At 64.3% G+C, this 24,898-nt stretch carries 22 protein-coding genes, 1 pseudogene and 2 riboswitches; of the genes and pseudogenes, 8 read left to right on the top strand and 15 right to left on the bottom strand.

Going from position 1 to position 24,898, the window contains the following annotated elements; translation table 11 throughout:
• Positions 1-5 precede the first annotated feature (5 nt).
• From E1809_RS07190 to E1809_RS07175, 4 genes are read right to left on the bottom strand one after another with little or no spacing between them, the layout of a single operon-like run.
• Positions 6-770, bottom strand: a complete 765-nt coding sequence (locus E1809_RS07190) for an amino acid ABC transporter ATP-binding protein (RefSeq protein WP_285895664.1) — start codon at positions 768-770, stop codon at positions 6-8.
• Positions 770-1,714, bottom strand: a complete 945-nt coding sequence (locus E1809_RS07185) for an amino acid ABC transporter permease (RefSeq protein WP_133203548.1) — start codon at positions 1,712-1,714, stop codon at positions 770-772. The genes E1809_RS07190 and E1809_RS07185 overlap by 1 nt, the downstream gene beginning before the upstream one ends.
• A gap of 29 nt (positions 1,715-1,743) precedes the next feature.
• Positions 1,744-2,682, bottom strand: coding sequence for an ABC transporter substrate-binding protein (locus tag E1809_RS07180; RefSeq protein ID WP_133203547.1), 939 nt, complete (start codon positions 2,680-2,682; stop codon positions 1,744-1,746).
• On the bottom strand, positions 2,682-3,980 hold the full coding sequence (locus E1809_RS07175) for an alpha-hydroxy acid oxidase (RefSeq protein ID WP_133203546.1): 1,299 nt from the start codon (positions 3,978-3,980) through the stop codon (positions 2,682-2,684). The genes E1809_RS07180 and E1809_RS07175 overlap by 1 nt, the downstream gene beginning before the upstream one ends.
• Before the next feature lie 128 nt (positions 3,981-4,108).
• Between E1809_RS07175 and E1809_RS07170 the strand changes: the two genes are divergently transcribed.
• Positions 4,109-5,794 (top strand): PucR family transcriptional regulator, encoded by a 1,686-nt coding sequence (locus E1809_RS07170; protein ID WP_235835492.1) that lies wholly within the window; start codon positions 4,109-4,111, stop codon positions 5,792-5,794.
• A gap of 28 nt (positions 5,795-5,822) precedes the next feature.
• Here the strand turns inward: E1809_RS07170 and E1809_RS26600 are convergent, their stop codons facing one another.
• From E1809_RS26600 to E1809_RS07145, 6 genes are read right to left on the bottom strand one after another with little or no spacing between them, the layout of a single operon-like run.
• On the bottom strand, positions 5,823-6,074 hold the full coding sequence (locus tag E1809_RS26600) for a hypothetical protein (protein WP_165962241.1): 252 nt from the start codon (positions 6,072-6,074) through the stop codon (positions 5,823-5,825).
• A 1-nt stretch (position 6,075) separates the two neighbouring features.
• Entirely contained in the window at positions 6,076-7,599 is a 1,524-nt protein-coding gene (locus E1809_RS07165) for a carboxyl transferase domain-containing protein (RefSeq protein ID WP_133203545.1), read from the bottom strand.
• Positions 7,596-8,825 (bottom strand): CaiB/BaiF CoA transferase family protein, encoded by a 1,230-nt coding sequence (locus E1809_RS07160; RefSeq protein ID WP_133203544.1) that lies wholly within the window; start codon positions 8,823-8,825, stop codon positions 7,596-7,598. The genes E1809_RS07165 and E1809_RS07160 overlap by 4 nt, the downstream gene beginning before the upstream one ends.
• Positions 8,822-10,282 (bottom strand): sodium:solute symporter family transporter, encoded by a 1,461-nt coding sequence (locus E1809_RS07155; RefSeq protein WP_133203543.1) that lies wholly within the window; start codon positions 10,280-10,282, stop codon positions 8,822-8,824. The genes E1809_RS07160 and E1809_RS07155 overlap by 4 nt, the downstream gene beginning before the upstream one ends.
• Complete coding sequence (locus E1809_RS07150) at positions 10,282-10,563, bottom strand: hypothetical protein (protein WP_133203542.1); 282 nt, start codon at positions 10,561-10,563, stop codon at positions 10,282-10,284. Before E1809_RS07150 ends, E1809_RS07155 begins: the two co-directional genes overlap by 1 nt.
• Positions 10,560-11,984 (bottom strand): amidase, encoded by a 1,425-nt coding sequence (locus E1809_RS07145; RefSeq protein WP_133203541.1) that lies wholly within the window; start codon positions 11,982-11,984, stop codon positions 10,560-10,562. The genes E1809_RS07150 and E1809_RS07145 overlap by 4 nt, the downstream gene beginning before the upstream one ends.
• A gap of 282 nt (positions 11,985-12,266) precedes the next feature.
• Between E1809_RS07145 and E1809_RS07140 the strand changes: the two genes are divergently transcribed.
• Both E1809_RS07140 and E1809_RS07135 read left to right on the top strand, forming a co-directional pair.
• Entirely contained in the window at positions 12,267-13,040 is a 774-nt protein-coding gene (locus tag E1809_RS07140; RefSeq protein WP_133203540.1) for a FadR/GntR family transcriptional regulator, read from the top strand.
• Positions 13,037-13,741, top strand: a complete 705-nt coding sequence (locus E1809_RS07135; protein ID WP_133203539.1) for a cache domain-containing protein — start codon at positions 13,037-13,039, stop codon at positions 13,739-13,741. The genes E1809_RS07140 and E1809_RS07135 overlap by 4 nt, the downstream gene beginning before the upstream one ends.
• A 123-nt stretch (positions 13,742-13,864) precedes the next feature.
• Here E1809_RS07135 and E1809_RS07130 read toward each other — a convergent pair whose 3' ends face one another.
• From E1809_RS07130 to E1809_RS07115, 4 genes are all read right to left on the bottom strand, one after another.
• A complete protein-coding gene (locus tag E1809_RS07130; RefSeq protein WP_133203538.1) occupies positions 13,865-15,514 on the bottom strand; it encodes an amino acid permease in 1,650 nt (549 codons plus the stop codon).
• A gap of 47 nt (positions 15,515-15,561) precedes the next feature.
• Positions 15,562-16,329, bottom strand: coding sequence for an SDR family NAD(P)-dependent oxidoreductase (locus E1809_RS07125; RefSeq protein WP_165962239.1), 768 nt, complete (start codon positions 16,327-16,329; stop codon positions 15,562-15,564).
• A 187-nt stretch (positions 16,330-16,516) separates the two neighbouring features.
• Positions 16,517-17,488 (bottom strand): Lrp/AsnC family transcriptional regulator, encoded by a 972-nt coding sequence (locus E1809_RS07120; protein WP_133203536.1) that lies wholly within the window; start codon positions 17,486-17,488, stop codon positions 16,517-16,519.
• Positions 17,489-17,541: 53 nt separating this feature from the next.
• Entirely contained in the window at positions 17,542-18,723 is a 1,182-nt protein-coding gene (locus tag E1809_RS07115; protein WP_235835506.1) for an MFS transporter, read from the bottom strand.
• Positions 18,724-18,999: 276 nt separating this feature from the next.
• Here E1809_RS07115 and E1809_RS07110 point away from each other — a divergent pair, with 276 nt between their 5' ends.
• Together E1809_RS07110 and trmB are read left to right on the top strand one after the other, a co-directional pair.
• Entirely contained in the window at positions 19,000-19,839 is an 840-nt protein-coding gene (locus tag E1809_RS07110; protein WP_133203534.1) for a hypothetical protein, read from the top strand.
• Between the two features lie 90 nt (positions 19,840-19,929).
• Positions 19,930-20,865 (top strand): tRNA (guanosine(46)-N7)-methyltransferase TrmB, encoded by a 936-nt coding sequence (gene trmB, locus E1809_RS07105; RefSeq protein WP_133203533.1) that lies wholly within the window; start codon positions 19,930-19,932, stop codon positions 20,863-20,865.
• 25 nt (positions 20,866-20,890) lie between these two features.
• Here trmB and E1809_RS07100 read toward each other — a convergent pair whose 3' ends face one another.
• Positions 20,891-21,778 carry a helix-turn-helix transcriptional regulator gene (locus E1809_RS07100; RefSeq protein ID WP_133203532.1) on the bottom strand — a complete coding sequence of 296 codons (888 nt, stop codon included), beginning with the start codon at positions 21,776-21,778 and terminating at the stop codon, positions 20,891-20,893.
• A 143-nt stretch (positions 21,779-21,921) separates the two neighbouring features.
• On the opposite strand from E1809_RS07100, the gene E1809_RS07095 reads away from it, so the two are divergent.
• The 3 genes and pseudogenes from E1809_RS07095 to E1809_RS07085 form a co-directional block, all read left to right on the top strand.
• Positions 21,922-22,905, top strand: a complete 984-nt coding sequence (locus E1809_RS07095) for an aldo/keto reductase (RefSeq protein WP_133203531.1) — start codon at positions 21,922-21,924, stop codon at positions 22,903-22,905.
• Between the two features lie 195 nt (positions 22,906-23,100).
• On the top strand, positions 23,101-24,267 hold the full coding sequence (locus E1809_RS07090) for an MFS transporter (RefSeq protein WP_235835491.1): 1,167 nt from the start codon (positions 23,101-23,103) through the stop codon (positions 24,265-24,267).
• Positions 24,268-24,345: 78 nt separating this feature from the next.
• A riboswitch (glycine riboswitch) is annotated at positions 24,346-24,443 on the top strand.
• Position 24,444: 1 nt separating this feature from the next.
• A riboswitch (glycine riboswitch) is annotated at positions 24,445-24,550 on the top strand.
• Between the two features lie 49 nt (positions 24,551-24,599).
• Positions 24,600-24,898: pseudogene (locus E1809_RS07085) on the top strand (lipoyl synthase); the annotation flags it as partial.

The raw sequence follows: 24,898 nt of genomic DNA, 5'->3' as shown, positions 1-24,898 counted from the left end.
TGCGGCTAGAGAACTTTTGAGAGGAATGCCTTCGTACGTTCGTGTTGCGGGTTATCCAGCACTTCCTCCGACGGACCGCATTCCACCACGACGCCGCCATCCATGAACACCACCTGGTCAGCCACCTGCCGGGCGAAACCGAGTTCGTGCGTGACAACAACCATGGTCATGCCTGCCTGGGCCAGCGATTTCATGACATCCAGGACCTCCCCCACCAACTCGGGATCAAGCGCGGATGTTGGTTCATCGAAGAGCATCAGCTTGGGCTTCATTGCCAATGCCCTGGCGATCGCGATCCTTTGCTGCTGCCCGCCGGACAGTTCCTGCGGGTAGGAGCCGCCGCGATTACCCAGGCCCACCCGGTCCAGCAGGACTTGGGCTTCGGCCACCACTTCCTTGCGCGGCCGGCCCAGGACATGCACAGGAGCCTCTATGACGTTCTCAAGGACGGTCATGTGGGGAAAGAGGTTGAATCGCTGAAACACCATGCCCGCATTGAGCCGTGAGCGTGCTGTCTGGCGTTCCTTCATTTCATGCAGCCTGCCGTTGCGCTCCGTGTAGCCCACCATGTGTTCGTCTACGTAGAGCCGGCCTGCGTCGACCTTCTCAAGATGATTGATGCAGCGCAGGAATGTGGTCTTGCCGGAACCGGACGGACCGATCAAGCAGGTCACCGATCCTTGCTCCACCCTGAGGTCGATGCCTTTCAGTATCTCGGTTGCGCCGAAGTTCTTCCGTACTCCCCGGGCTTCCACCATGGCATTGGTCATCATGCACTCCTTGTCTTAGCTGGGCGGCGCCCCTGCGTCTTTGCTGGGCGGCGCAGTCGTGGCGCCGAGTCAAAGCCGCGGCCGTAACGGCGTTCAAGTTTGTTTTGGAAGAAGCTCAGGACGGTGGTCATGAGCAGGTACCAGAGGCTGGCGACGATGAGCAGCGGGATGGTCTGGTAATTGTTCGAATAGATGATCTGTGCCGAATACAACAGGTCCGAAATCGCCAGGACGCTCACCAAGGACGTGCCTTTCAGCATGGAAATGACCTGGTTTCCAGTAGGGGGCAGAACCACGCGCATTGCCTGGGGCAGGATCACCCGGTTCATGAGCTTGCCACCGCTCATCCCAAGGGCGCGGGCGGCGTCGTATTGGCCCTTGTCCACGGAACCGATGCCTCCGCGGATGATTTCGGCCATATAGGCAGCTTCATTCAGGGACAGCCCCAACAACGCTGCCCCCAGCGGAGTGATCAGGACATTCGCGGACCCCAGGACCAAGGACGGACCGCCGAACGGAAGCCCCAACGCGACCACCGGGTACAGGGCGGCAATGTTGTACCAAAAAATCAACTGGACCAGCAGCGGTGTTCCCCGGAAGAACCAGATGTAGCTGCGACTGATCGTACTCAGGATCGGGTTCGCCGAAAGCCGCATGATCGCAAGCACGGTACCCAATGCAATGCCCACCGTCATGGAAACCACCGTGAGCACGATGGTCAGCCCCATCCCGGCAAGGATCTGCGGGGCAAACACGTAGGACACCACAACGTCCCAGCGGTAGCGTTCATTGACGGCCACGTCCCAGGCAGCACTGGCCGCGGCCGCTATCAGGATCACGGCAAGGGCCAACCGGACGGGGTGCTTGAGTGGCACCACTGGTATGGAGTCTTCGGCCGTCGCCGCACGCTCCTGGACGTGCGGAATGGAGTATTGCTTTTGCATGGTTGTCACCTTCTGAGTCGGCGCATTCATTACTGTGCGAAATCGACGCGCGCGTCAGTGATAGCGCTGGATTCAAGGCCGTATTTGGCGAGAACTTTGGTGTAGGAATCGCTCTTGATCACTGCATCCAGCGCAGCAGAGACGGACTTCACCAGGCCGGATTCCTTCGGCACGCCGACGCTGACCGGCGCGAACTCATACGTTCTGGCGACCTCGATCTGCGGGTTTTGCGTGGCGGCGTAATTCAGGATGGGCGAATCGGCCAGTACGGTGTCCAGGCGTCCGCTGGTAAGTGCCGAGATAGCCTGGCGCGTGTCCTGAAATTCGCTCCGCTGAATGGATTCCTTCCCGGCCGCCGCACATTCCTTGTCGTACGCCGGCACATTCACGGTCAACTGGTATGAACCGGTGAGCAGTCCCACTTTCTTGCCGCACAAAGCATGCTCGTCCTTGATTCCACCGGGATTTCCCTTGGGGACGGCAATCGCATTGCCTATTTGCATGTAGTCGACGAAATCCAGGACTTCCATGCGTTTGGTGGTCGGCGTCATGGACGAGACCGTCATGTCGTAACGGTTGGCCGCGAGCCCGGGAATGATGGAGTCGAAATTGGCCACATGGATCTCCACCTTGAGACCCAGCGCCTCACCGATGAGGCGGGCCACGTCCGGATTCGTCCCGGTCATATCCTGCGTGCCTTCGCGGTAGAACTGCGTTGGCGGTTCGTTGGTGGGGATGGCCACGCGCAGCACCTTGGAAGCCTTGACGGACGCCGGCAAAAGTTCGACGGCGGCAGGATCGACTTGCAGCGCGGGAACCCCGGTTATTGCGCCTGTAGTGTCGGCGGCACCTTGCGTTGCCACTCCGTCGGTGGGGCTGCAAGCAGTGACGGTCAGCAACAGCGCCGCTGCAGCCACGACCGCAGGCACACCAATCCTGGAATGGCGGTTCAATGGTGGGTTCTTCATCAGAAAGTCCTCATTTCTGCAAGGCTCGGGTAGGTTTCCGGGTTCCCGGCAAAGCGGAAGCCGGCGAACGCTTCGCTCCGATGCCGGACCAGGTGGCGGCCTACGCTCCGAAGTTCCTCGACGGTGCTCACGCCGAGCAGCATCATGGTGCGGGTCATTTCGGCTTCGAACATCTTCAGGACGTGCGCTACGCCTGCCTCTCCGGCGGCAGCGAGTCCGTAGAGGTAGGGGCGGCCGATCGAGCATGCATTGGCGCCCAGCGCCAACGCCTTGACGACGTCGGAACCGCGGCGGATGCCGCCGTCGACGATGATTTCCATGCGGCCGGCCACCCGCTCAACGACGTCCTGCAGGACATCCAGAGGAGCAGCCATATGGTCAAGCTGGCGGCCGCCGTGGTTGCTGACCTGAATGGCGTCAATCTCCAGGGAGGCTGCCATCGCCGCGTCGTTCGGATTGACCACCCCTTTCAGGACGATCGGACCGGCCCATCGTTCCCGCAACTCCCGGATGTCGTCCCAATCGGTGGGTTCGTAGGAGCCGGCGAGCAGGGTGCGCCACATATCGGGGGAGCTGGCAAGGGGGCCTTCGGGAATTTCGGCGTCCAAGTTGGGGAAGGCAATGGCGTCGTTGGCCAGGAAGCCCAAGGCCCAGGCCGGGTGGAGCATCCCTTCCACCACCGTTTTCGGCTTGATGGACGGTGGCGCCGTGAATCCGTTCCTGTAGTCACGTTCGCGGTGGCCGATGGCGCGGCAGTCAACGTTGACCAGCAAAGCCTCGTAGCCTGCGTTGGAAACCCGGTCCAGGACCGCCTGAAGCAGCCCTTTGTCCGGCGTCGGCTCGAGGTTGAACCAGCGGCGAAGTGCCGGAGCGGCCGCGCTGACGTCTTCCATAGTGGTGGTGCTGAGGTGCGCCAAACCATAAGGGACACCTGCGGCAAGGGCCGCATGGGCAACGGCGCGTTCACCCTTCGGGTGGAACAGCCTGGTGCCTCCGGTAGGCGAGAGTGTCAGTGGCATCGATACCGGGCCGCCCAGCAACGTGGACCGTAGATTCAGGTTGTCCACCGATCCCCATTTGGGCAGGAACGACCAATCCTCGAAGGAGGAACGGTTCCGACGCAGCGAAACTTCGTCCTCTCCCCCACCTTCGATGTATTCGAAAATGCTCTTCGGAAGTCGCTTGGCCGCGAGTTTCCGCATGTCTTCTACGCTGTAGCAGCTCCGCCCCAGCCGCTCCGCCACCGATCGGGCCGGGCCCTGCACGGAGGCGAGCGCCCGGATGTCCTTGAATTTCATATGCTGTCCTCTTCGTTCCTTCGGGAGAGCCCCGTTCAACTTCGCTCCCAATCGTGACGCAGATCTCTCCTGTGCTACATGTAGGAACTTCCATAACTTCGAGGAATGCACTGTGATAAATTCCAAACGTGGAAGCCCAGCAGGATACCCAACCCGGCCCTAAGGCGGCCGTCAGCCTGTCCGATTGCATCCAGCTCATGCAGGCCGGACTCGTGCACGCCAATCCGACGCCGGAGAACCTAGGCCATCCCGTTTCAGACGTGCTCATGTACGATCCCTTGGACAGTTGGTCCAACGTGGATGACCGCATCATCCTGGCGGTGGCGTGCGCCTATGGCTCACCGGATTTCGACCAGCTCCTGCATCGGGCGGCAAACAGCAACGCGGCCGCCGTGGTCCTGAAGGCCCGCGGTACCCGCATGGAGCAACTGCGGATTGAAGCCGCACGCCACAGCCTCTCGATCCTGGTGGCGCCGGAAGATGCCGACTGGACCCGCTTGGCGACGCTGGCACGCGCCTCGGTGATGGGCGCCGCCGTCGACTCCGTCTCAGGGGTACGCCTGGGCGACCTCTACGCCTTTGCGAACGCTGCGGCTTCCATCACCGACGGGGCAGCCAGCATCGTAGATCCGCTTGGCCGCATTGTCGGCTATTCCACCTTGCCGGGCCAGCCCATCGACGAGCTTCGCCGCGTTACCACCCTCACCTTGCAGGAAATCATCCAGCCGGCATTCGACGAGGACTTCAAGCGCGTCTACTCAGCGCCGGGATCGGTGCTGGTGGCCGCGGAGGGCGAAGGAATGGGCCGACTGGCGCTTGCGGTGAGGGCCGGTGGCGAGCTTTTGGGATCTATCTGGATCATCGACCCCGGAGAGGGAAAGCGCGAAGCAGCCTTGGAGGCGCTGGACCGGATGGCTCCCCTGGCCGGCCTGCACATGCTCCATGCCCGCTCAGCTTCCGACTTCGGGGAACGGCGCAACGCAGACTTGGTCCGTACCCTCCTGGACGACGCGGAGCACGCGGCTTTCGCAGCCGCGCAGTTAGGGCTCGACGCCGCGAACGGACTCGCTGTGGCCGCGTTTTCGATCATCCAGCCTGAGGCCACAAGCGTTGAGTCCGTCCGGGAAATCCATAGGCTCCTGCAATTGGTGACGACCGTCTGCAACGTGCAGTACACCACGAGCCGCAGCGCCCTGATCGGTTCCATCGTCTACGCCTTGCTGCCCAGCCAAGGACCGGCGGCGCGCACGGTCCACGGAAGGATCATCCACGAGATCCAGGCATACTCCCACACGATTACCCCCTACCCGCTCATCGCAGCCGCAGGGGGAATCGCACCCCGCATCGAGGACCTTTCCCGCTCCCGGTCGGAGGCAATCCAAACGCTCCATCACCTCGCAGGCCTTCAGGCCAGTGGAAGGGATGCCCCCAAAGCCGCCCTCTTCGAGGAATACCGGATTCCCCTGAACCTGTTGAAGGTGGGGGAATTCATCGAGGACAGCGAGCTCGCGGGAACCGATGACATCTCCCGCATCGCAGCTCACGACGCCATGCACCAGACCGACTATTTGGATACCCTCCGCGCCTACCTGGCTTCCAACGGAACCATCTCAGCCATGGCCACCCAACTCCATGTTCACAACAACACCGTTCGCTACCGGGTTTCGCGCCTCATGGAGGAATTCAAGCTCGACCTGACAGACCCCCACAAACGGCTTTGGCTCTGGCTGCGGCTAACCACCATGGACCTTGGCGCTACTAAACCCGCAGAGCCCGGTCCCGCCCTGATTGGAAGAATTCACGATGTAAACTAAGCTACCAAGTAAGTAGGCTTACCGTTTTTCATATATCGGCAATTTCGCGCTCCATCCGGGAATTCGTTCGGGTGAACGCAAAGAAAAGGTGGTCGTTGTGATCGGGTTTATTGTCCTCCTTCTTATTGTTTGGGCCGTTTTGGCGATACTTGGATTCGTCATCAAAGGTCTTGTCTGGCTCGCGGTTCTCGGCATAATCCTTTTCATCGTCACCGGCATTCTTGGATGGATCCGACGCGGAGCCGCCAGCAGGTAGCCCACCCCGGCCAAACTCAGCCAACCTAGGCGAGTTGCTCGACGATCCGTTTCGCGACGGCTTCCGCGATCCTCGGCCCGAGGCCGGGACCTTCAGCAACCACGTCGTCCACGGCACCGTCGTCGAACAGGGCGGACGCCACAATCCGTTGGCGTCCGCCCAACTCGGCTGCCAAAGACGTATCGCCATTCACGATCAGGCTGGCGCCCTCCGGCGGCAATGGTGCGAGCCACGCGTGCTCGGCAGCTACTGTACGGCGGGCCGCGGCGAGCGCGAGCGCACCGCCGCCGGTGCCTTCGCCGAGGAGGACGGCAACGCTCGGCACAGTAAGGCCAAGCATCGCCGCGATGCAGTCCGCGATCCCGCCAGCAATCGCCGACTCCTCTGCCTCAACAGACAGCTCTGCCCCTGGAGTATCAACCACCGTCACGAGCGGCAATCGCAGTTCCTCCGCTAGCCGCATTCCGCGACGGGCCTGTGCGAGCGCCGCAGCGTCGAGGACACTCCCGGCGCGTTGCGCCGCGCGGTCCTGGCCGACAACGACCACCGGCCTGCCCTCTAGTTGAGCGAGTACGACGGCGGTACTCGCCGAAAGTGCCCCGCGTCCCGTGCCGTTCAGGCGCACCAAACGTCCGAACCCGCCGTCGAGCAGTTCCCGCAAGCCCGGCCGCCCGGCGTCGCGCGTCCGCTGGACCGAATCCCACGCCGAATCCCAAGGGGGCATGCGCGCTGTTGCTGCCCCACCACTGGACATGTGCCTTACTGCTGTCCCACCACTGGACATGTCCCCTGAAACCGGCTCGGAAGGCGCATGCTCCATCGACGCGGGGAGGGAGGAACATGCGCCCTCCCACGAACCGGAAAGAATCCCAAGCACCTCAGCCGCAAGCTGCCTAAATCCAACAATGTCCAGCACGGCGTCGACCGTTCCGTGGGCCAGCAGGTTCTCACTACGCTGCACGCCTTCCGGAAACTCCTGCCCGGTCAGCCCCGCGTAGACCTTGGGGCCGAGGAAGCCGATGAGGCCGCTTGGCTCGGCGGCGGTCACGTGCCCCAATGACCCCCAGGAGGCGAAGACGCCGCCCGTCGTCGGGTGCCGCAAGTACACAAGGTACGGCAGGCCGAGCCGCTTGTAGGCCGTCAGCGCCTCGGTGATCCGCACCATCTGGAGGAAGGCCAGGGTGCCTTCCTGCATGCGTGTACCGCCTGAGGCCGGAGCCGCGATGAGTGGAATCCGGCGCCGGCCCGCTTCCTCGATGGCCGCGACGATCCTGTTCGCTGCGGCACGGCCAATCGAGCCGCCCATGAAAGAGAATTCACTCACGATGACGGCTACGGGATGCCGGTTCAGCCGCCCTTCGCCCGTGAGGACTGACTCGTCGGCACCGCTGCGTTGCCGGGCCTTGGCCAGGTCGGCGAGGTAGGAAGCATCGGCACCCAGCGGATCCGGAACAGGACGGTCCCACGAGCGGAAACTGCCGGGATCGAGGAGCTGCTCGAAAAGTTCGACTCCCCTAAGCCGCCTGGCCGACTCGACGAGCGCGGTCATGAGGCAGCCCCGGACGAGCCGGCATCAAACGAACCCGATCCCGCTGGCACGAGCGCGTCGTCGAGCCATGCCCGGACGGCGTCATCGTGCTCTCCGAGGCGTGGCGGAGCGGAATGCTCGAGCTTCGTGGTTTCGGTGCCGCCGGCTTCGAAGAAGCGCAACGGGGATCCCGGGACTTCGATCGGCCCCAGCGTCGGGTGCTGGATTTCGACGGCGAGATGCTGGCTGCGGGTCTGTTCCCACGCGAAGACCTCGTCGAGCGAGCGGACCCGGCCCGCCGGCACGCGAGCCGATTCGAGCCGCGCAAGGAGTTCTTCCGAACCCGAATCGGAAAAAGCTGCCTCGATGACTCCGATCAGTTCGGCCCGGTGCGCCACCCTGGACTGGTTGTCTTGCCAACGTTCGTCGTCGAGGGGCAGTCCGAATTCGGCGGCGAAGCGGCGCCACAGCCCTTCGGACCCCACGGCGATCTGCACTGCCCCGCCCGCACACCGGAACAATCCGTACGGCGCGATCGAAGGATGATGGTTGCCCTGGGCTTGCGGGACCTCCCCGCCCACGGTCCACCGCGTCCCTTGGAATGCCATCACGCTGACAATCGAGGACAACAAGGACGTGCGGACCACTTGGCCGCGGCCCGTCCGTTCCCTTTCGAGCAGCGCGGCCAGCACGCCGTAAGCTCCGTGGATTCCTGCCAGGACATCACCGATCGGCACGCCGACGCGTTGGGGATCGTCGGGTCCCGAGCCAGTGAGAGACATCAGTCCGGCCTCCCCTTGCGCGATCTGGTCATACCCCGCGCGGTGTCCTTCCGGGCCATCGTGGCCGAATCCGCTGATGGAGAGGACCACCAGGCGCGGATTCAATTCCGCGAGGCTGACGGGGTCGAAACCCAGCCGGTCCAAGGTTCCGGGGCGGAAATTCTCCACGAGCACATCGGCCCGGCGCAGGAGTTCCCGGAGGACGGCTTTGCCTTCGGGATCCTTGAGATCCAGCCGGATGGATTCCTTGTTGCGGTTGCACGAGAGGAAATAGGTCGATTCACGCCCTTCAGGGGTGTCGATGAACGGTGGCCCCCAACCGCGGGTGTCGTCGCCGCCGTCGGGATTTTCCACCTTGATGACCCGGGCGCCGAGGTCGCCAAGCATCATGCCGGCGTGCGGGCCCGCGAGTGCCCTCGAGAGGTCGATGACCAGTTTGCCGCTGAGCGGTCCTTCGTTTTTCATGCGCCGGCACCTACTGCCGCTTGTCCCGCAAGGGGCGCGTCGACGTCGTCCGCTTGCGTCCCTGCCCCGGCCGGATGGCGACGACGGCGGACAAGTTCCGCGATTGCGAGTACCGCGAGGTTCGGGGCGAGGGAGATCAGGCCCGAATCCACGCCGCCCGTGGGGATGTTGCCGAAGGTAATCACGGCGACGCAGAGGGTTCCGACGACGATGCCCAGGTTCACGGGCACGGCACCGATGCGCACTTTGCGTCCGATCGCGATGGCCACCGCGGGAGCCATTTGGGTGAGGCCGCCGTAGGTGAGCAGGAGCAACGCACCGATATCGGACTTCGCGAGTCCGAAGGCCAAGGCCAGTCCGACGGCGACAGCCACCACTACATGGTTGATCCGGAAGCGGAGCTTGGGGTTCTTGACGGAAAGGAGGTTGTTGGAGACGAGGGAGGAGATGCCCATGGCGATCGCGCCGGCCGGAACCATTGCGGCAGCGGCGCCACCGATGGCGATGACCGCGATCAACGGTTCAGGCAGGGTGTGCTGCGCGACCCCCAGCAGGACGAAGTTTCCCTTGGTCTTGGGGTCAAGGACCAGGGTGCCCGCGATTCCGGCGGTGATCGGGATGAGGAGCAGGAACTGGTAGACGGACAGCCATTTGACGTTGTCGCGCAATACCGCTCCGCTCTTCGCGGCAAGGACCGGCGGCCACAAGTGCGGGAAGGTATTGAGTCCCGCGCCGATGCTGGTCACGATGACGGAGGTCACCCAGAACGTCGCGTCGAAGCCGGGGCGGCTGATGGTGAGGTAGCTTGGCGCTGTATCCATGATCTTGGCGAAGATGTCCGGAATGCCGCCGATGCCTGCAATGACGCCGGCCAACACGATGACGAGGGCTGCCAGCATGGCGAAGTCCTTGAAGACAGCCACCTTGGCGAGCCCGCGGATGCCGGCCCAGATGACGAAGACCACCACGAGCACGCTGGCCACTGCCATGCTGTAGCCACGGGCCGATTCGCTGCCGGTGGCAAGCTGGACGATCATGCCAAGCCCAGTGATCTGCAACTGCAGGTAAGGGATGAGGAAGACGGCACCGACGAGCGCCACGGTCTTGCCGAGGGCTTTGCTCTTGAACCGGTCCTTGAAGAAATCGGCCATGGTCAGGTAGCCGCGGTTCGCGCCGAGTTCGCGCTGGCGGGGAATGACGAAGTACTGGATGACGCAGTTGATGGTCAGGTAGGCCACCGCGAAAAGCGCGGCAACCCCGCCGCCGAACGCGATGCCTGCGAGGCCCAGGAAGCTGAACGTGGTCAGGGACTCGCCTGCCTGCAGGAACCAGCTGGTCCAGCGAGGCAGGTCACGCTTGCCTACCGTCCAGCTGGAAAGTTCGGTCTGGCGACGGCGACCGGCGACGCCGAGGGCGCCGATGCCAAGGATTCCGATGATGATGGCGACAGTGAGCACTAGTGGGCCTCCGTCACGGTTCCAGCGGCTGCTGCCGCAGCGCTTTGCTCGGCTTCGAGGCGGTCGAGTTCGGCGCCGCCTTCGCGGAGGTAAGTGCGTTCAATGATCTGCAACGCTGCAACGGTAGCGACGATCATGAGCGCCATCCAGACGACGGCGGACGGGAGTCCCAGCCACAGGGTTGGCGTGGAAACAAAGGGGAGGAACGGGGTGATGATCATGCCCACGACGGGCACGGAAGCAATGGTCAATCTTTTGGGGGAAGCCAGGGTGGTGCTCATAGGACTGCAGCTCCTTGGGGGCGAACGGCTGAGCAGGATGAGATCTTCTCGAAGGCTGAGGCCAACCGGAGGAGCCGGGCGTCGGTGCCGCGTGCTCCGACCATTTGGAGGCCGACAGGAAGTCCGGACGGAGTGAATCCCGCCGGAACGGACAAGGCCGGAAGGCCCAACGGGGTAAAGAGGTACGGGGCGCGCATCCAGTCGAGGTAGTTGTCCAGGTGGTGCCCCTCGATCTCCGTGGGGTATTCGAGATCGACGTCGAACGGGACGACTTGCGAGGCTGGTGCGATCACGAGGTCGTACCGTTCGAAGAATTCGGCTGCCTTGCGGATCAGGCGTGTCATGGCCTCTTCGGCCCGGATCACGTCGCGACCGCTGAGCAGCCCGCCTTCGCGGATGTTTCCCGCGAGGAAGTGGTTGAAGGCATCGGGTTCCGCGGCCAGCTGATCGCCCCACATCGCGTCGAAAGCGGCAGCGCGGAGAACACGGAAGGCCTTGTCGGATCCTTCGAGGTCCGGGCAGTCCAGCTCGACGCGGGCACCGAGCGCTGACAGTGCGGCGGCTTGCGGTTCGATCGCGTCAAGGACTTCGCGGCTCACGGGAACGCGCCCGCCAAGGGTTGGTGCGAAGGCGACCCGCAGGCCGGCGAAGTCCCCCGGTTCCGACGGAACATGCGCCGTGTTCTGAGCGAACGCCGAATGCGGGTCCTCCGGCGAAGCACCGGCCATGACCGAGAACAGCAGGGCGGTGTCCTCCGCCGTACGGCCCATGGGTCCGGAGACGGCCAATGGGAAGAACACATTGCTGCCGTCCGTGTTGGGGACCATGCCGGGGGTGGGCCGCAAGCCCACCACGTTGCAGAACGATGCCGGATTCCGGAGTGAGCCGCCCATGTCGCTTCCATCGGCGATCGGCTGAAAACCGGCGGCCAAGGCAGCTGCCGCACCTCCGCTGCTGCCGCCGGCTGATTTGCCGGGGTCATAGGGGTTGCGGGTGGCGCCGAAGACACGGTTGAAGGTGTGGGACCCCGCCGCGAATTCCGGAACGTTCGTTTTTCCGACGCGGATCGCACCGGCGTCGAGGATGCGCTGGACATGCAGGTCGTTGCTTGCCGGCACATGGTCCCGGAACTGCGGATGGCCGTAGGTGGTACGCATGCCCGCAGTGTCCGCGGTGTCCTTGAAGCTGATCGGCAAACCGTGCAATGGACCGAGCTGTTCTCCCCGGGCAGCCTTTCGATCGGCTTCGGCCGCCGACTTCCGCGCCCCCTCTTCGTCGAGGGTGACCACGGCATTGATCAACGGGTTGAGCTTGTCGATCTGTTCCAGGTGGGCCTCGAGGACTTCCGTGGCGGACACCTCCCGGGAACGCAGGAGCGCTGCGAGCTCCACTGCGCCTCGGTATATCAAATCGTTTGTCATGATTCACTTGGCTTTCATCTAGTTTCCTTTTGAGCCGTTTGTTTGACTCAATTGGAGATAATGAACCACCATAGTGGCATGAATCACGTTTGACTAGGGGTGTGGGTGAGGTTTTTGCTTCGGGGCACCCTGGCCCGGACTGGCCCATGGCGACCCGAACAGGCAGGGAAAACGCCGGGGTGAAAGTTTTAGAACTAACTTTCAGAACTCTAGAATTCAGGTATCAAGCAGCAAGCCAAGCGGGAGCGACCCGAACAGGTGGGAGGGTCAACGGTGACGGACATGGGCGGAACGGTTTCCCTCCGTGCCCTCGACATGGCGGCGCAGGTCCGGGCCCAGGGGCAAGTGATGTCCGGCCGGGCCGAACAAGTGACCCAACAGCTTGAAACCGCCATAGGGCTGGGCCTGCTGAACCCCGGCGAACGACTTCCCCCGGAATTGGTCATGGCCGATCGCCTGGGCGTATCCCCCTTGACGCTCCGGCAGTCGCTGGCCGTCCTTCGGAGCAAGGGACTCCTTGAAACCCGCCGTGGCCGGGGTGGAGGAAGCTATGTCACGGGGATGCTTGCCGTGCGGGAGACGGACATTGCCCGCGAATTGCGCAACTACAAGAGCAGCGACCTTCGCGACCTCATAGACCTCGCCGCTTCAACTGCGGGATCCGCGGCCCGGCTCGCATCGAGGCGCTCGGACGAACTGGACGTCCGGCGGCTTCGAAGCCTCGCCCAACGGTTCGCTTCAAGTTCGGAGCCCCACATGCTGCGGCAGACCGATGCCCGCCTCCACATCGGAGTCGGCGTGGCAGCACAATCGCGTCGCCTGACCTCGCTCCTGATCCAGGTGCACGCCGAATTGTCCCCGTTGACCTGGGGTGAAGCGTGGCGCCTTGAGCACGCGAACGCCGTGCAGGGCCACGAGGACATGCTCGCCATGATCGAGCAGGGAAACGCGGCCGGTGCCGAGGACTCTGCGATCGCCCACTTCGAACGGGAAGGTGCACTGATCATCGACCAACACCTGGATTTGCTCACCTCGGACCTGGCAGACCCGCAATGAGCGCACCGGAATCCGCCATGAAGTCCACGGCAGCGTCCCTCGGCCAGCGGCTGGACAGGGTATTCGCCGACCTCACGGTACTGGCGGAGAAAGCCACGGGGATCATCGCGCCGTCCGGAACGTCGCGGAACATGCTTGAGGCGCTCAAACCTGAGGTGGCGCGCATCGTTGAGGACCAAGCCGGCCTCGTGGAGAGCGCAGGGGTCTCCGTAATTCCCGGCCTGCTCGACGACGCCGACACCTGGCATCAGTGGTGGAGCCTGATCGACGGGCAGTTGGTCTTCGTGCCGCACAACCTCAACCCCGCCTCCGTCAATTACTACGACTACACGGAAATGACGTGGTTCGAGCGCCCTTTGGCCTCCGGACGCCCCGAACTGATCGGGCCGTACCTGGACTTCGGCGGCGCCAACACGAAGATCGTCACGGCATCGAGGCCGGTAGTCATCGAATCCCGGACAGTCGCTATCGCTGGAGCGGACTTGACGATGGACTTCATTGAGCGGATCTTTCTCCGGAACCTTGGGCGGAGGGACGAGCCGATCGCTCTCATTACCGAAACCGGCAAAGTAGTAGCCTCCAACAGCGCCCGGTTCGCGCCGGGCACGCGCTTCGAGCGGCCCGAGGAACACCCGGGTTCGGTGCCTGTCCCGGTCACGGAACTTGCCGCCTCCCCCTGGCGCCTCATCGTCGCCGGCTGAGTCACCAGCGGACGTGTCCGCTTGCGCGCGGTCCCGCCCGCCGCCGTCGTACGTCCGTCCCGAAAAGCGAGCCAGCCCGGAGCTGCCGTGTGGCTGCTCCGGGCTGGCGCCGGACTTGAAGAGCTAGGAAATATCGATCCGGTCCTTGTGCCCGTGCCCTTGGTGGTGATCGTGGCCGGGGTGGTGCTGTTCGAACTCGATCTCCAGTTCCTCGGCGGTGGTGAGTCCGTCGGGCAGGTCCACGTTGGAGCGCGGCCCGGTGTAGGTGTTCTTGACCCGGAGCTGCCAGGCCAGCCACAGGACCACCAGTGTGCCGCCGACAACCAGCGGGGTGTAGTTGAAGTACTTCCAGTCGAAGTCGGGGGTGAACGGGATCCCGCCGAGCGAGGTCGGCATGATCGCAATGACCGTAGTCACGCCGATCTCGATGACCGCGACAAGGCTCAGCCATTTGTAGTGCCGGCCGAGGTTCCAGGTGCCGCGTTTGAAGGCCGAACCGGCGCGCAGGCGCTGGTAGATCGGGATGGCGAAGGCCAGGTACAAGCCAACTACGCCGATGGACACGACGGCGTTGAACGCCACCGGGACGGGGGCTCCGTTGATGTCGACCTCCACGAGCGCCGGGAGGGTCAGGACGATGGCGAGCACGGCGACGAGCGCGACACTGTAGAGGGGTACACCCTTTTTGTTGAGGCGGGTCCAGAACCGTGCACCGGGAACGGCGCCGTCGCGGCTGAAGGCGAAGAGCATGCGGGTGGTGGAGGTCATGCAGGCCATGGCGCAGAAGCCCTGCCCGACGGTGGAGATCACCAGGACCGCGCTGACCCACGGGCCGCTGAGGGCCTGGTTCAAGACGGTGACCACGTTGCCGCCGCTCGCGGTCACGGCTGCCGGGTCCTGCACGGCGAACAGGATGGCCAGCAGCAGGATCCAGCCGCCGATCGCGGAGTAGAGGATGGCTTGCCAGATGCCCTTGGCTGCCGAGTTCGCGGCTCCCTTGGTTTCTTCGGACATGTGGCACGAGGCGTCGTAGCCGGTCACGGTGAACTGGGGAAGGATCACGGCCAGGGGCAGGATGACGAAGATGAAGCCCAGGCCGTCGGTGCTGCCGCTGAACATGCCTGTGTTGTTCACGCGCTGGGTAAAGACGTCCGCGATGCTCGCGTGGTGCTGCGGCAGGAAGGCGATGATCGCGATGATCGCGACCGTTCCGATGACGTGCCACCACACGGAGATGTTGTTGAAGATGGCCAGCAGGTGGCTGGAGAAGATCGACAGGATGGTGACAACCACCAGCACGCCGACGAAGATCAGGAACACCCGGGTCAGCGAGTACCCGGCTGCCCAGTCACCGTTGAACGAGGACAGGGTCAGGTCGATGAACGTGGCGCAACCGTAGGCGACGGCGGCGACGATGGCGAGCAGGCCGAGGAAGTCCAGCCAGCCGGTGAAGTAGCTCGAGCGCAGGCTGCCGAGCTTGGCCGCCCAGTAGTACATGCCGCCGGACGTGGGCATGGCCGAGACCAGTTCGCCCATGCACAGGCCCACCACGAGGATGAGCGCGGACACCACGGGCCAGCCCCAGCTGATGGCCATCGGACCGCCGTTGTTCCATCCGATGAAGAAGCTGATGAACGGTCCGCTGAGGATCGAGATGACGGAGAAGGAGATAGCGAAATTCGAAAAACCGGACCAAGACCGCTTCAGTTCGGGTTTGTACCCGAGATGGGCGAGGACTTCGTCGTCGGAACTTTGGGTTTGCGTGACAGACATGGCAATTGTCCTTGGGGTGAGCCGGGAGTTGGGGGAAGGCCGGACGGCTACATTGACGTCAGGCCGCCGTCGATCGGAAGCAACTGACCGGTGATGTACCGTGCTCCGTCCGAGGCGAGGAATACGACTGCGGGTGCGATGTCCTCGGCCGTGCCTTGGCGGCCCAAGGGAACCTGGCGGTCGACCAGTTGGTCCAGTTCGGCAGTGTCCAAGTGGCCCAGGACGGGATCGTTGAATCCCGTTTCGATCCAGCCCGGGCACACGCCGTTGACCCGGATTCCGTGCTCGGCATACTCCACGGCCAGCTGGCGGGTGAGGTTCACCAAGGCGCCCTTGGAGGTGTTGTAGGCGACGAGGTCCGGCTCACCGATGAGGCCGGAGACGGATGCGGTGATGACGATCGCCCCGGATTTCTGCTTGATCATCTGCGGAAGGACGGCGCGGACGGTGAGGAACGTGCCGCGGACGTTGACGGTGAACGTCTTGTCCCACTCGTCGAGGGTCTGGGTGAGGGCCGTTCCGGCCATGAGCACGCCTGCGTTGGCGTGGACGACGTCGAGCCGGCCGAACTTGCGGACAACGTCGTCGACGACGGCGATCATCGCCTTTTCGTCGGTCACATCGGCGGTTGCGGCCACGCCTTCGTAGCCTGCGTCCTTGATGAGCTGTTCGGTCTCGGTGGCGCGTGCGAAGTCGACGTCGGACGCGACCACGAGTGCGCCGGCCTCGGCGAGGGCGAGGGCGCTGGCACGGCCGATTCCATGGCCGGCGCCGGTGACAAGGGCCACTTGGCCAGTGAGCGACAAGGTATTCACTATCAACCTCCGGAGGGCTTGAACGCTGGGAAAACGCCATTGGAGTGATCCTGATCACTCGCTAGCGGCTTCATCAACTGTAAGCGCCATCACCACTTGAGACAATAGAATTTAGTTTTAAATCTTTTTTTCGTAGACCTCACAACGGCGCCACGCATCAAACGAAGGAGTAGAGGCCGGGAGGAACTCAGTCGCGGACGGGCATGCGGACGCCGCCGCGCTTGTACGCCCGGACCACGAGCGAACTGCGGACTGCTTGGGCACGGGCTGCCCAAGGCGAGGACGTGAGGAAATCACGGAGCTCATTCAGGCTCGCGAGCGTCACGTTGGCCATGAGCTGGAATTCACCCATCGCCATCACGGCATAGCGGACCCCCGGGGCTTCGGCGAGCAAGCGACCCACCTCTGCAGCCTCGCTCGGCGCGGTGCGGACCCAGACCACGGCTTCGACCGGCAACCCGATGTCCACGGGGTCCACGATCGCGCGGACGCTCAAGCTGCCCTCCTCAAGGAGGGCGTTAAGCCGCCTGCGCACGGCCGGCGCGGAAAGCCCTACCGCGTCCCCCAGCTCGGCGACCGGAACGCGGCCGTCAGCCACGAGGAGCCGCACGAGGTGGGAATCGACGTCGTCGAGCATTGCGCTTGCAACTGGTCGCGAAAGCGGCGGCGGAACTTCCTGGAGCGCAGCTGTCTCAGCGGCGGTAACGGGACCGGGGTGCCACTCGGCCACAGTGCGGAAGTACTCCATCACGGGCGAGGCACTCACTTGCACCACGCCGTCGAGCGCTGGAACCTCCTCGAGCACCAGGCTGGAAAGGCGGCCCGGGCGGGCCTGGACTTCGAACAACAGGCGCGTGGGGCCGGTCAGGGCGTAGACGAAGGAAGCGTCCGCATCTTCGGCGAGCTGCTCGGCGATGCCCGCCAGGCGCGAAGGCTCGCACTGCACCTCGACGAGGTGGGTGGGACCGAGGGAGACGAGGCCGGCCACGCGGACGATGTTCGACTCCAACAACGCCAGGCCACGCCGGGTCACGGTGCTGAACGGCTCCCCCAAAACCTCGGCGATCCGGCGCCACGAGGCACGGCCGTTGACCTGGAGGGCGCCGACGATCCGCCGATCGAGCGCGTCCAGCTCGCGCGTGGGTGCCAGCATGACCATGTACCCGATTATGCCGCCTCATGCGCCGAAACCCGCGCCACGCCTCCGGCGCGCTAACCCACGTAGCGGTCCCGGCCAGCCCGGAAACCGAAGAACGCGGCCAAGGATCCAACCACCAGGAACAACAGGCCCGCGGCAGCGAAACCACCTGTTGCTTGGTGCAACTGGCCCACCATCAAGGTGCCGGTGGACCCCAGGCTGTAGCCCACGCCCTGCATCATTCCGGAAAGGTGCGCTGCCGTGTGGGAATCCCGGGTGCGCAACATGATCATGGTCAGCGCGACGGCGGTGAGGCTCCCCTGGCCGAGGCCCAACAGCCCGGTCCAGATCCAGACGAGCTGCGTGGGACCGAAGATGCTGAGGGCGAAGCCGCCTCCCGTCATGAGCGCCACCACAGTGTTGATCGCGCGCTGGTCCTTGAAACGGGCGGCCAGCCCCGGAGCCAGGAACGAGCCAAGCATCTGGAGCACGATCGACACCGAGACGATCAGCCCGGCCGTACCGCCGTCGATCCCCCGCTCGCGCAGGATCGGCGCCAACCAGGCGAAAACGCTGAAGGACATCATGGCTTGGAGCACCATGAAAATGGTCACTTGCCACGCGACGGCGGACCGCCAGACGTTCGCGCCCCCGGTGTCGGCGTGGCGGCGGACGGGGTGCTGGCGCACCGCGAGCGGCAGGAACAGCAAAAGCACGACGACTGCCGGCACCGCCCAGAACCACAGCGCCGAGGTCCACTGCCGGGTCGCCGTGAAAATGGGGTACGTGAAGCCGGCGCCAAGGGCGGCGGAGGCGCAGATCGCCGTCGTGTACAGGCCGCCCATGAGGCCGAGGCGATGCGGGAAATCGCGCTTGACCACTCCCGGCAGCAGCACATTGCACAAGGCGATAGCCGCCCCGCAAGCCGCCGTTCCGATCAGGAGCGCCGGCAAGTGCCCGGCCGCGCCGAGCTCCGCGGGACGCAACAGAAGGCCCGCGGCCAGCACCGCCATGGCACCCAGCAACACCCGCTCAGCCCCGAAACGGCGGGCAAGCACCGGCGCGAGCGGGGCGAAAACGCCGAGCAAAGTGACCGGCACGGTAGTGAGGACCACCACCGCCCAGCCCGGGAGTCCGACGTCGGCGGTTACCTCCGGAAGGACCGCCGAAAAGCTCGAGAACACCGTGCGCAAGTTGAGGCCGATGAGCACCAGGCAGATCCCCAGGAAGACGAGCCCCGCACGTGTTGTGGGAATTTCGTGCTGCGTACGCGCGCCGGACGGGAGGTCGCGAGTTTGCGGCTTGCTGTTTCTGGGGGCGCTTGAACCGGGGGTCACCCCTTCATTCTGGCAGCAGGGGCAGACAGTTCCACGAACGCTCCACGCTTTATGGTTTCCTCTTTCCATCCCGCGTGCCGGGGCGCACCATGATGCTAGGAAATGGCGGCAGGCTGTTCATTCGCAGGAGGTGCGATGAAAGCCAGCAGGAAATCGGCGGGGCGGGTCAAGGTTGGGTCGAGGTCGGCCAAGGCCATGTCCGACACAACATCGGGCGCCACCGAAAAGCCCAAGCCACTCTGGGCCAGGCCCTTGGTGTGGATAGGCGGCGTGGTGGTCGCTGCCTTGGGTATCGCCATCACCAACATGCTGGTACCGCTTTTCGGAACTGTCTTGAACAACCTCACGGAGACAGGCGATCCAGTCCGGGTGGACCTGGTGAAGATCTCGGACCTGGGCGGCCGCTCCTATGCCTTCCCGGGGACTGCAATGTTCACGAGCCAAGACTTGGACCAGCTGAACGCCATGACTCCCGATGCGCAGCATGCATGGTTGGAATCGAAGGGCGGCGTGAGCCCCGGCATCATGTACGTGCAACTGACCCTGTCCGGCAACCGAAGTGAAGCGGTCCGGATCCTCGACCTCAAACCGGTATCCAAATGTACGCAGCCGCCTTACTCCGGCACCTTGTTCGAGTCGCCTCCTGCTTTCCTTGAGGCGTCGTTGCTGGTCTCCCTCCACATCGATGATCCTGACCCTTCGGCCATGTACTCTCCGGCCGGCGCTTCCCAGGAAAGGCCCTATTTCCTTGACAACACCATTCTCCTGGCGAAGGACGAGCAACAGGTGATGGTGGTCCAGATCGATACCAGGAAGTCCCTTTGTTCCGTCGACCTTGAGCTGTCCGTCCTGGCATCAGGCAAGACCGTGGTTCAGAAGATCGATGACCACGGTGCGCCCTTCCAGGTCACGGCCGAGCTGGCCAGGACTTCTTGGCAGCATGTCTACTTGGGCGGGTCGATCTGCCCACGCTACGTTCCCGCGAGCGCCTCTTGGCTCAGCGGCAGCACGAAAGACCCATGTGGTGTTCCATGACGCTCTTCGCCCGCAAGTTGATTCACGGTTTATCCACATACGGCAAGACTCCCGCCGGGCCATGGGCGCTCCGACGGTATTCTGGAAGGGATGAGTGAAACCCCAGAATCCCCTGAGACTCCCCCTGGAACACCGCAGCCTTCGCGCCCCATAACTCCCGGCACCCAGGCCTCCTTCGGCACCTATGGCGGCAGGCCGGTCAGTTTCGTGCGCCGCGGGACGCGCCTCCAGGGACGCCGCCAAGCCGCGTGGGATGAGCACTCGGACCGTTGGGCGATCCAGGTACCGCGGCATGTCGCCAACACCTCCGTGCACCCGGATTACGTGTTCGACGCCGGAGCCGAGTTCGGGCGCGAGGCTCCCCTGATCGTCGAAATCGGCTCGGGACTGGGTGAGGCCGTATGCCACGCCGCGGAGCAGAATCCGGACAAGGATTTCCTCGCCGTGGAGGTTTACACCCCCGGGCTGGCCAACACCATGATCAAGATCCATAGCCGCGGATTGACGAATGTCCGCGTCGTGGAAGCCAACGCACCCGAGGTCCTCGCCACCATGCTGCCGGAAGGAGCGGTAAGCGAACTGTGGGTCTTCTTCCCCGACCCCTGGCACAAATCCCGGCACCACAAGCGCCGCCTCATCCAGCCCGCATTCGCTGAGCTCGCGGCGCGCTCGCTCAAGAAGGGCGGGCTGTGGCGGATCGCTACGGACTGGTCCAACTATGCTGTGCACGTCCGCGAGGTCCTCGCCGGTTCCACAGAGTTTGAAAACCTGCACCAAGGCGAGCGGGCTGGAGAAGAGAGCCCATTGACCCAAGTGTGGCAATCCGGCGTCGAATCCATGGTGGGCGGAGCACCCGTCAAGGAAGGCCGCGCACCCGTCAGCACTGAACACACCGGCCCGAACGAAGGCGTGGACCACGTGGGCGGCTGGGCGCCGCGATTCGATGGCCGCATCCGGACGAGCTTCGAAAACAAGGCCCACGAGGCCGGGCGGATGATCTTCGACCTCAGCTACCGCAGGATCTGAGGTACCCGGCGCCAGCCCGGAAAGCCTACCGCTGGGGCGCGTTGCTCAGCGCTAGTTCCTCGATGCGTTCGGTCGCGGCCCAGCTCGCGAGCAACCGCAAGGATTCCTCGGCGGCTGAACCGGGCTCGGCGGGATACACGGTCAAGGTCAGCCCGGGGTCCTCGGCAAGGGTCATCGCCTCGAACATTAGTTCAATCTCGCCCACCACCGGGTGGTGGAATTGCTTGTTCCCTGAGAAGTGGCGGCGCACATTGTGGGCGGCCCAGCGGACGCGGAACTCCTCGCTGCGCATGGACAGCTCGCCGACGAGGTCGGCCAAGCCTTTGTCGTACGGGTTGCGGCCCGATTCAGTGCGGAGGATCGCCACGTTATTGTTCGCAGCGAGGTTCCAGTCCGTGTAGAACTCGCGCGCCAGGGGATTGAGGAAAATGAACCTCGAGTGGTTGGCCGGGCGAACGGGATCGGTGTACATGGGCGAATAGAGTGCATAGCCGAGCCGGTTCGCGGCCAACAGGTCCATCCGGCCGTTCCTGATGAACGCCGGAATCGTGGTGATGCCATCGAGCATGAACTGAACGCTGGGGCGGATGCGTTGCTTCTGGGGCTTGCCCTGCCTGGCCAAGGTGGAGGCGTTGGCCGCGCGGGCGAGATCGAAAAGGTGGTCCCGTTCGGCGTCGTCGAGTTGAAGCCCCCTGGCGAGCGCCTCAAGCACCCCTTCGGACACTCCCGCGAGGTTCCCGCGCTCGAGCCGCGTGTAGTAATCCACGCTCACTCCGGCCAGCATCGCGGCCTCTTCGCGCCGAAGCCCGGGCACACGCCGGTTTCCGCCAAAAACCGTGAGTCCGGCTTGTTCCGGCGTGATCTTCGCGCGGCGCGACGAAAGGAACTCGCGCACCTCCATCCGATTATCCATGCGCTCAACGCTACACAGGGCCGGAACAGGGTGGGAGGTACTGCCAGAACCAGTAACATCAGGGCACTCGCTGATCGGCGCGAACCGCGGTTGCATGGATACTGACGCCCCAGCTTCACGCAGGAGATCCCGAAAGGAAAACCATGAACTTCAGGACCGTTGGATCCACCGGTATCCAGGTCTCGCCGCTTTGCTTCGGCACGATGTCGTTCGGCTCGGAAGCCGACCAGGAAACCTCAGCCGCGATGTATCGGCGGGTACGGGAACGCGGAATCAACTTCTTCGACTCCGCGAATGTCTACGGCGGCGGGGCGTCCGAGGAAATCCTCGGCGGGCTGATCGCCAAGGAACGGGACGACGTCGTTATTACCTCGAAAGTCTTCTTCCCGACCAGCGGCGACGTGAACGCCCAAGGCCTTTCGCGCCGGCACATCATGCAGGCGGTCGAGGGGAGCCTCACGCGCCTCGACACAGACCGGATCGACTTCTACTTCGTCCACGCATTCGACGAGCACACTCCGATCGAGACGACGCTCCGCGCCCTCGACGACCTCCAGCGCGACGGGAAAATCCTCCACCCCGCCGTGAGCAACTGGGCGGCCTGGCAGATCGCGACGGCGCTCGGCATCTCCGCGCGCGAAAGCCTGGCGCGATTCGAACTCGTCGAGCCCATGTACAACCTCGTCAAGCGGCAGGCCGAAGTGGAGATCCTCCCGCTTGCCCAGGCCGAGAACCTCGGCGTCATCACGTACAGCCCGCTCGGCGGCGGCCTCCTCACCGGCAAATACCGCGGCGGCCAGCAGCCCGGGGGCGGACGGCTCGTGGAGAATGCCCGGTACGCGGATCGCTACGGGCAAGGGAGCGACCACGCCACCGCCGAGCAGTTCGCCTCTTTCGCGGACGACGCCGGCACCTCGCCTGCCGCGCTCGCCGTCGCCTGGGCGATGGCCCACCCGGGCGTCACCGCGCCGATCATCGGAGCACGGAACCTCGAGCAGCTCGAGGGCTCCCTTGCCGCGCTCGACGTCGATATGACGCCGGAACTCCGCGCGGAAATCTCGGCGCTCTCCCCCACTCCTGCGCCTGCAACGGACCGCGCTGAGGTCCTGACCGGGAAGTGGACGTAGGGCTTCGCTCGCTGGCGACGCGGGTTTTGCTTGGCGACGCGGAAAAGGACCGGCGCACCCGGTATTCCCCTGTGTCGTATGTCATTCCGGAATTCTCCGCGTCGCCGGACAAGATGTGCGTCGCTGAACAGATCACCTTCTTGAACGGAACAAGGCATGGCCTCCCCACTCACCACAGTTTCGAAGCATCCGACCATGACCACAGGCCTCACGCTGCTGTTCGCCGTGGCCGGGGGTGCCGCCGTCGGGAATTTGTACTGGGCCCAGCCGCTGCTCGACGCGATCGCGGCCGATCTCCACGCCTCGGGAGCGGCGGCGGCCTGGCTCGTCACCGCTACCCAACTCGGTTATGCCGCGGGGATCCTGCTCATCGTTCCGCTCGGGGATGTGGTTGACCGGCGGAAACTCGTTGTGGGCATGATGCTTGCCTCGGTCGGGGCCCTCGCGTTGTGTGCTGTCGCGCCGTCCATGGCGTTCCTGCTGTTTGCCGTGACGCTCCTGGGAATCTCGACCGTCGCGGGGCAGATCCTCACGCCTCTCGCAGGCGACCTCGCTGACAATGCCCGTCGCGGGCGCGTGGTGGGGACCGTCGTCGCGGGCATCCTCACTGGCATCCTTGCCTCGCGCACCATCAGCGGCCTCATCGCCGCCGTCGGCGGATGGCGGGCGGTGTACGCGACGGCGGCAGTCGGCGTCGTGATCCTGGCCCTCCTGATGTGGCGGGCACTTCCGCCGCTCGCCCCGAAGGCCCGCCTCCGCTACCCGGAACTGTTGAAGTCGGTTGGCGCGGTGGTCCTCAAAGAACGCGCGGTCCGCTGGACGCTGGCGTTGTCCTCGGCCGGGTTCGCAGCGTTCACGCTGTTCTGGACTGCGCTCACGTTCCTGCTGGCCGGGGCGCCGTTCCATTTCCCCGTGGAAGTGATCGGGCTGTTCGGCTTGGCGGGCATCGCCGGTGCCGTGACGGTGCAGCGCGTGGGCCGCCTGCACGACCGCGGCTGGTCGCTGCCCGCCACCGGCATCGCGTGGGCACTGGCAGTCACGTCGTTCGTGCTCGCGGCGTTCGCCGGAACCTCGGTAGTTCTTGTGATTGTGGTGGTGTTCGTCCTTGATGTCGCGATCCAAGGGCAGAGCGTGCTCAACCAGACCCGTCTGCTCTCGATCTCGCACGAGGCACGCAGCCGTATCAACACCGTTTACGTCACGGCCAACTTCATCGGCGGAGCGATCGGATCCGCGGGGGCGGCACTCCTCTGGAACGTGGGCGGCTGGACTGCGGTGGCACTTGCCGGCGTCGGGTTGAGCCTGTTTGCCCTTACTGTCTGGGTGTTTGGGCGTCGCGGACCCCTCGTGGCGGTGGACTAGCGAATGGCCCGTCCTTTGCGGCTATTGCGGGCACCGGATACCATGTGAGATGTGCCACCGAAGGGTGGCACACGCTTATGATCTGCGGCGGGAGAGTCCTGCCGGTACATTCAGCGGGCGCCGTAGGAGCAAATCCTCCCCAGGAATCTCTCAGGCCCCTGTACCGCCGCGGCAAGGCAACTCTGGAAAGCAGCCCGGGAAACCGGACTCACCGACGGTGCAAGCGCCCCGTTGCTTCGGCAACCGACGCGGAAACTCTCAGGTCCAATACAGAGCGGGGAGGAACCGGATCATCGTGGCGCGCCCGCGCCACCTGAATTGTGGAGTTCCTCATGACCCTGGCACCTGAAGGCCGTAAGTTGCTGCGTGTTGAGCAGCGCAACAAGGCCGTCCCGGTTGAACGCAAGCCCGAGTGGATCAAGGCCAAGGTCCAGATGGGCCCGGAATTCGTGGGCCTGAAGAACCTGGTGAAAAAAGAAGGCCTGCACACCGTGTGCGAGGAAGCCGGCTGCCCGAACATCTTCGAATGCTGGGAAGACAAGGAAGCGACCTTCCTGATCGGCGGCTCCGAATGCACCCGCCGCTGCGACTTCTGCCAGATCGACACCGGCAAACCCTCCCCCCTGGACCG

Origin of the sequence: Arthrobacter terricola (assembly GCF_004354015.1) — a bacterium.
In the GTDB taxonomy this organism is placed as follows: Bacteria; Actinomycetota; Actinomycetes; order Actinomycetales; family Micrococcaceae; genus Arthrobacter; species Arthrobacter terricola.
Note: the sequence above shows the minus strand (reverse complement) of the source record. Positions and strands in the feature narration are given on the sequence as shown.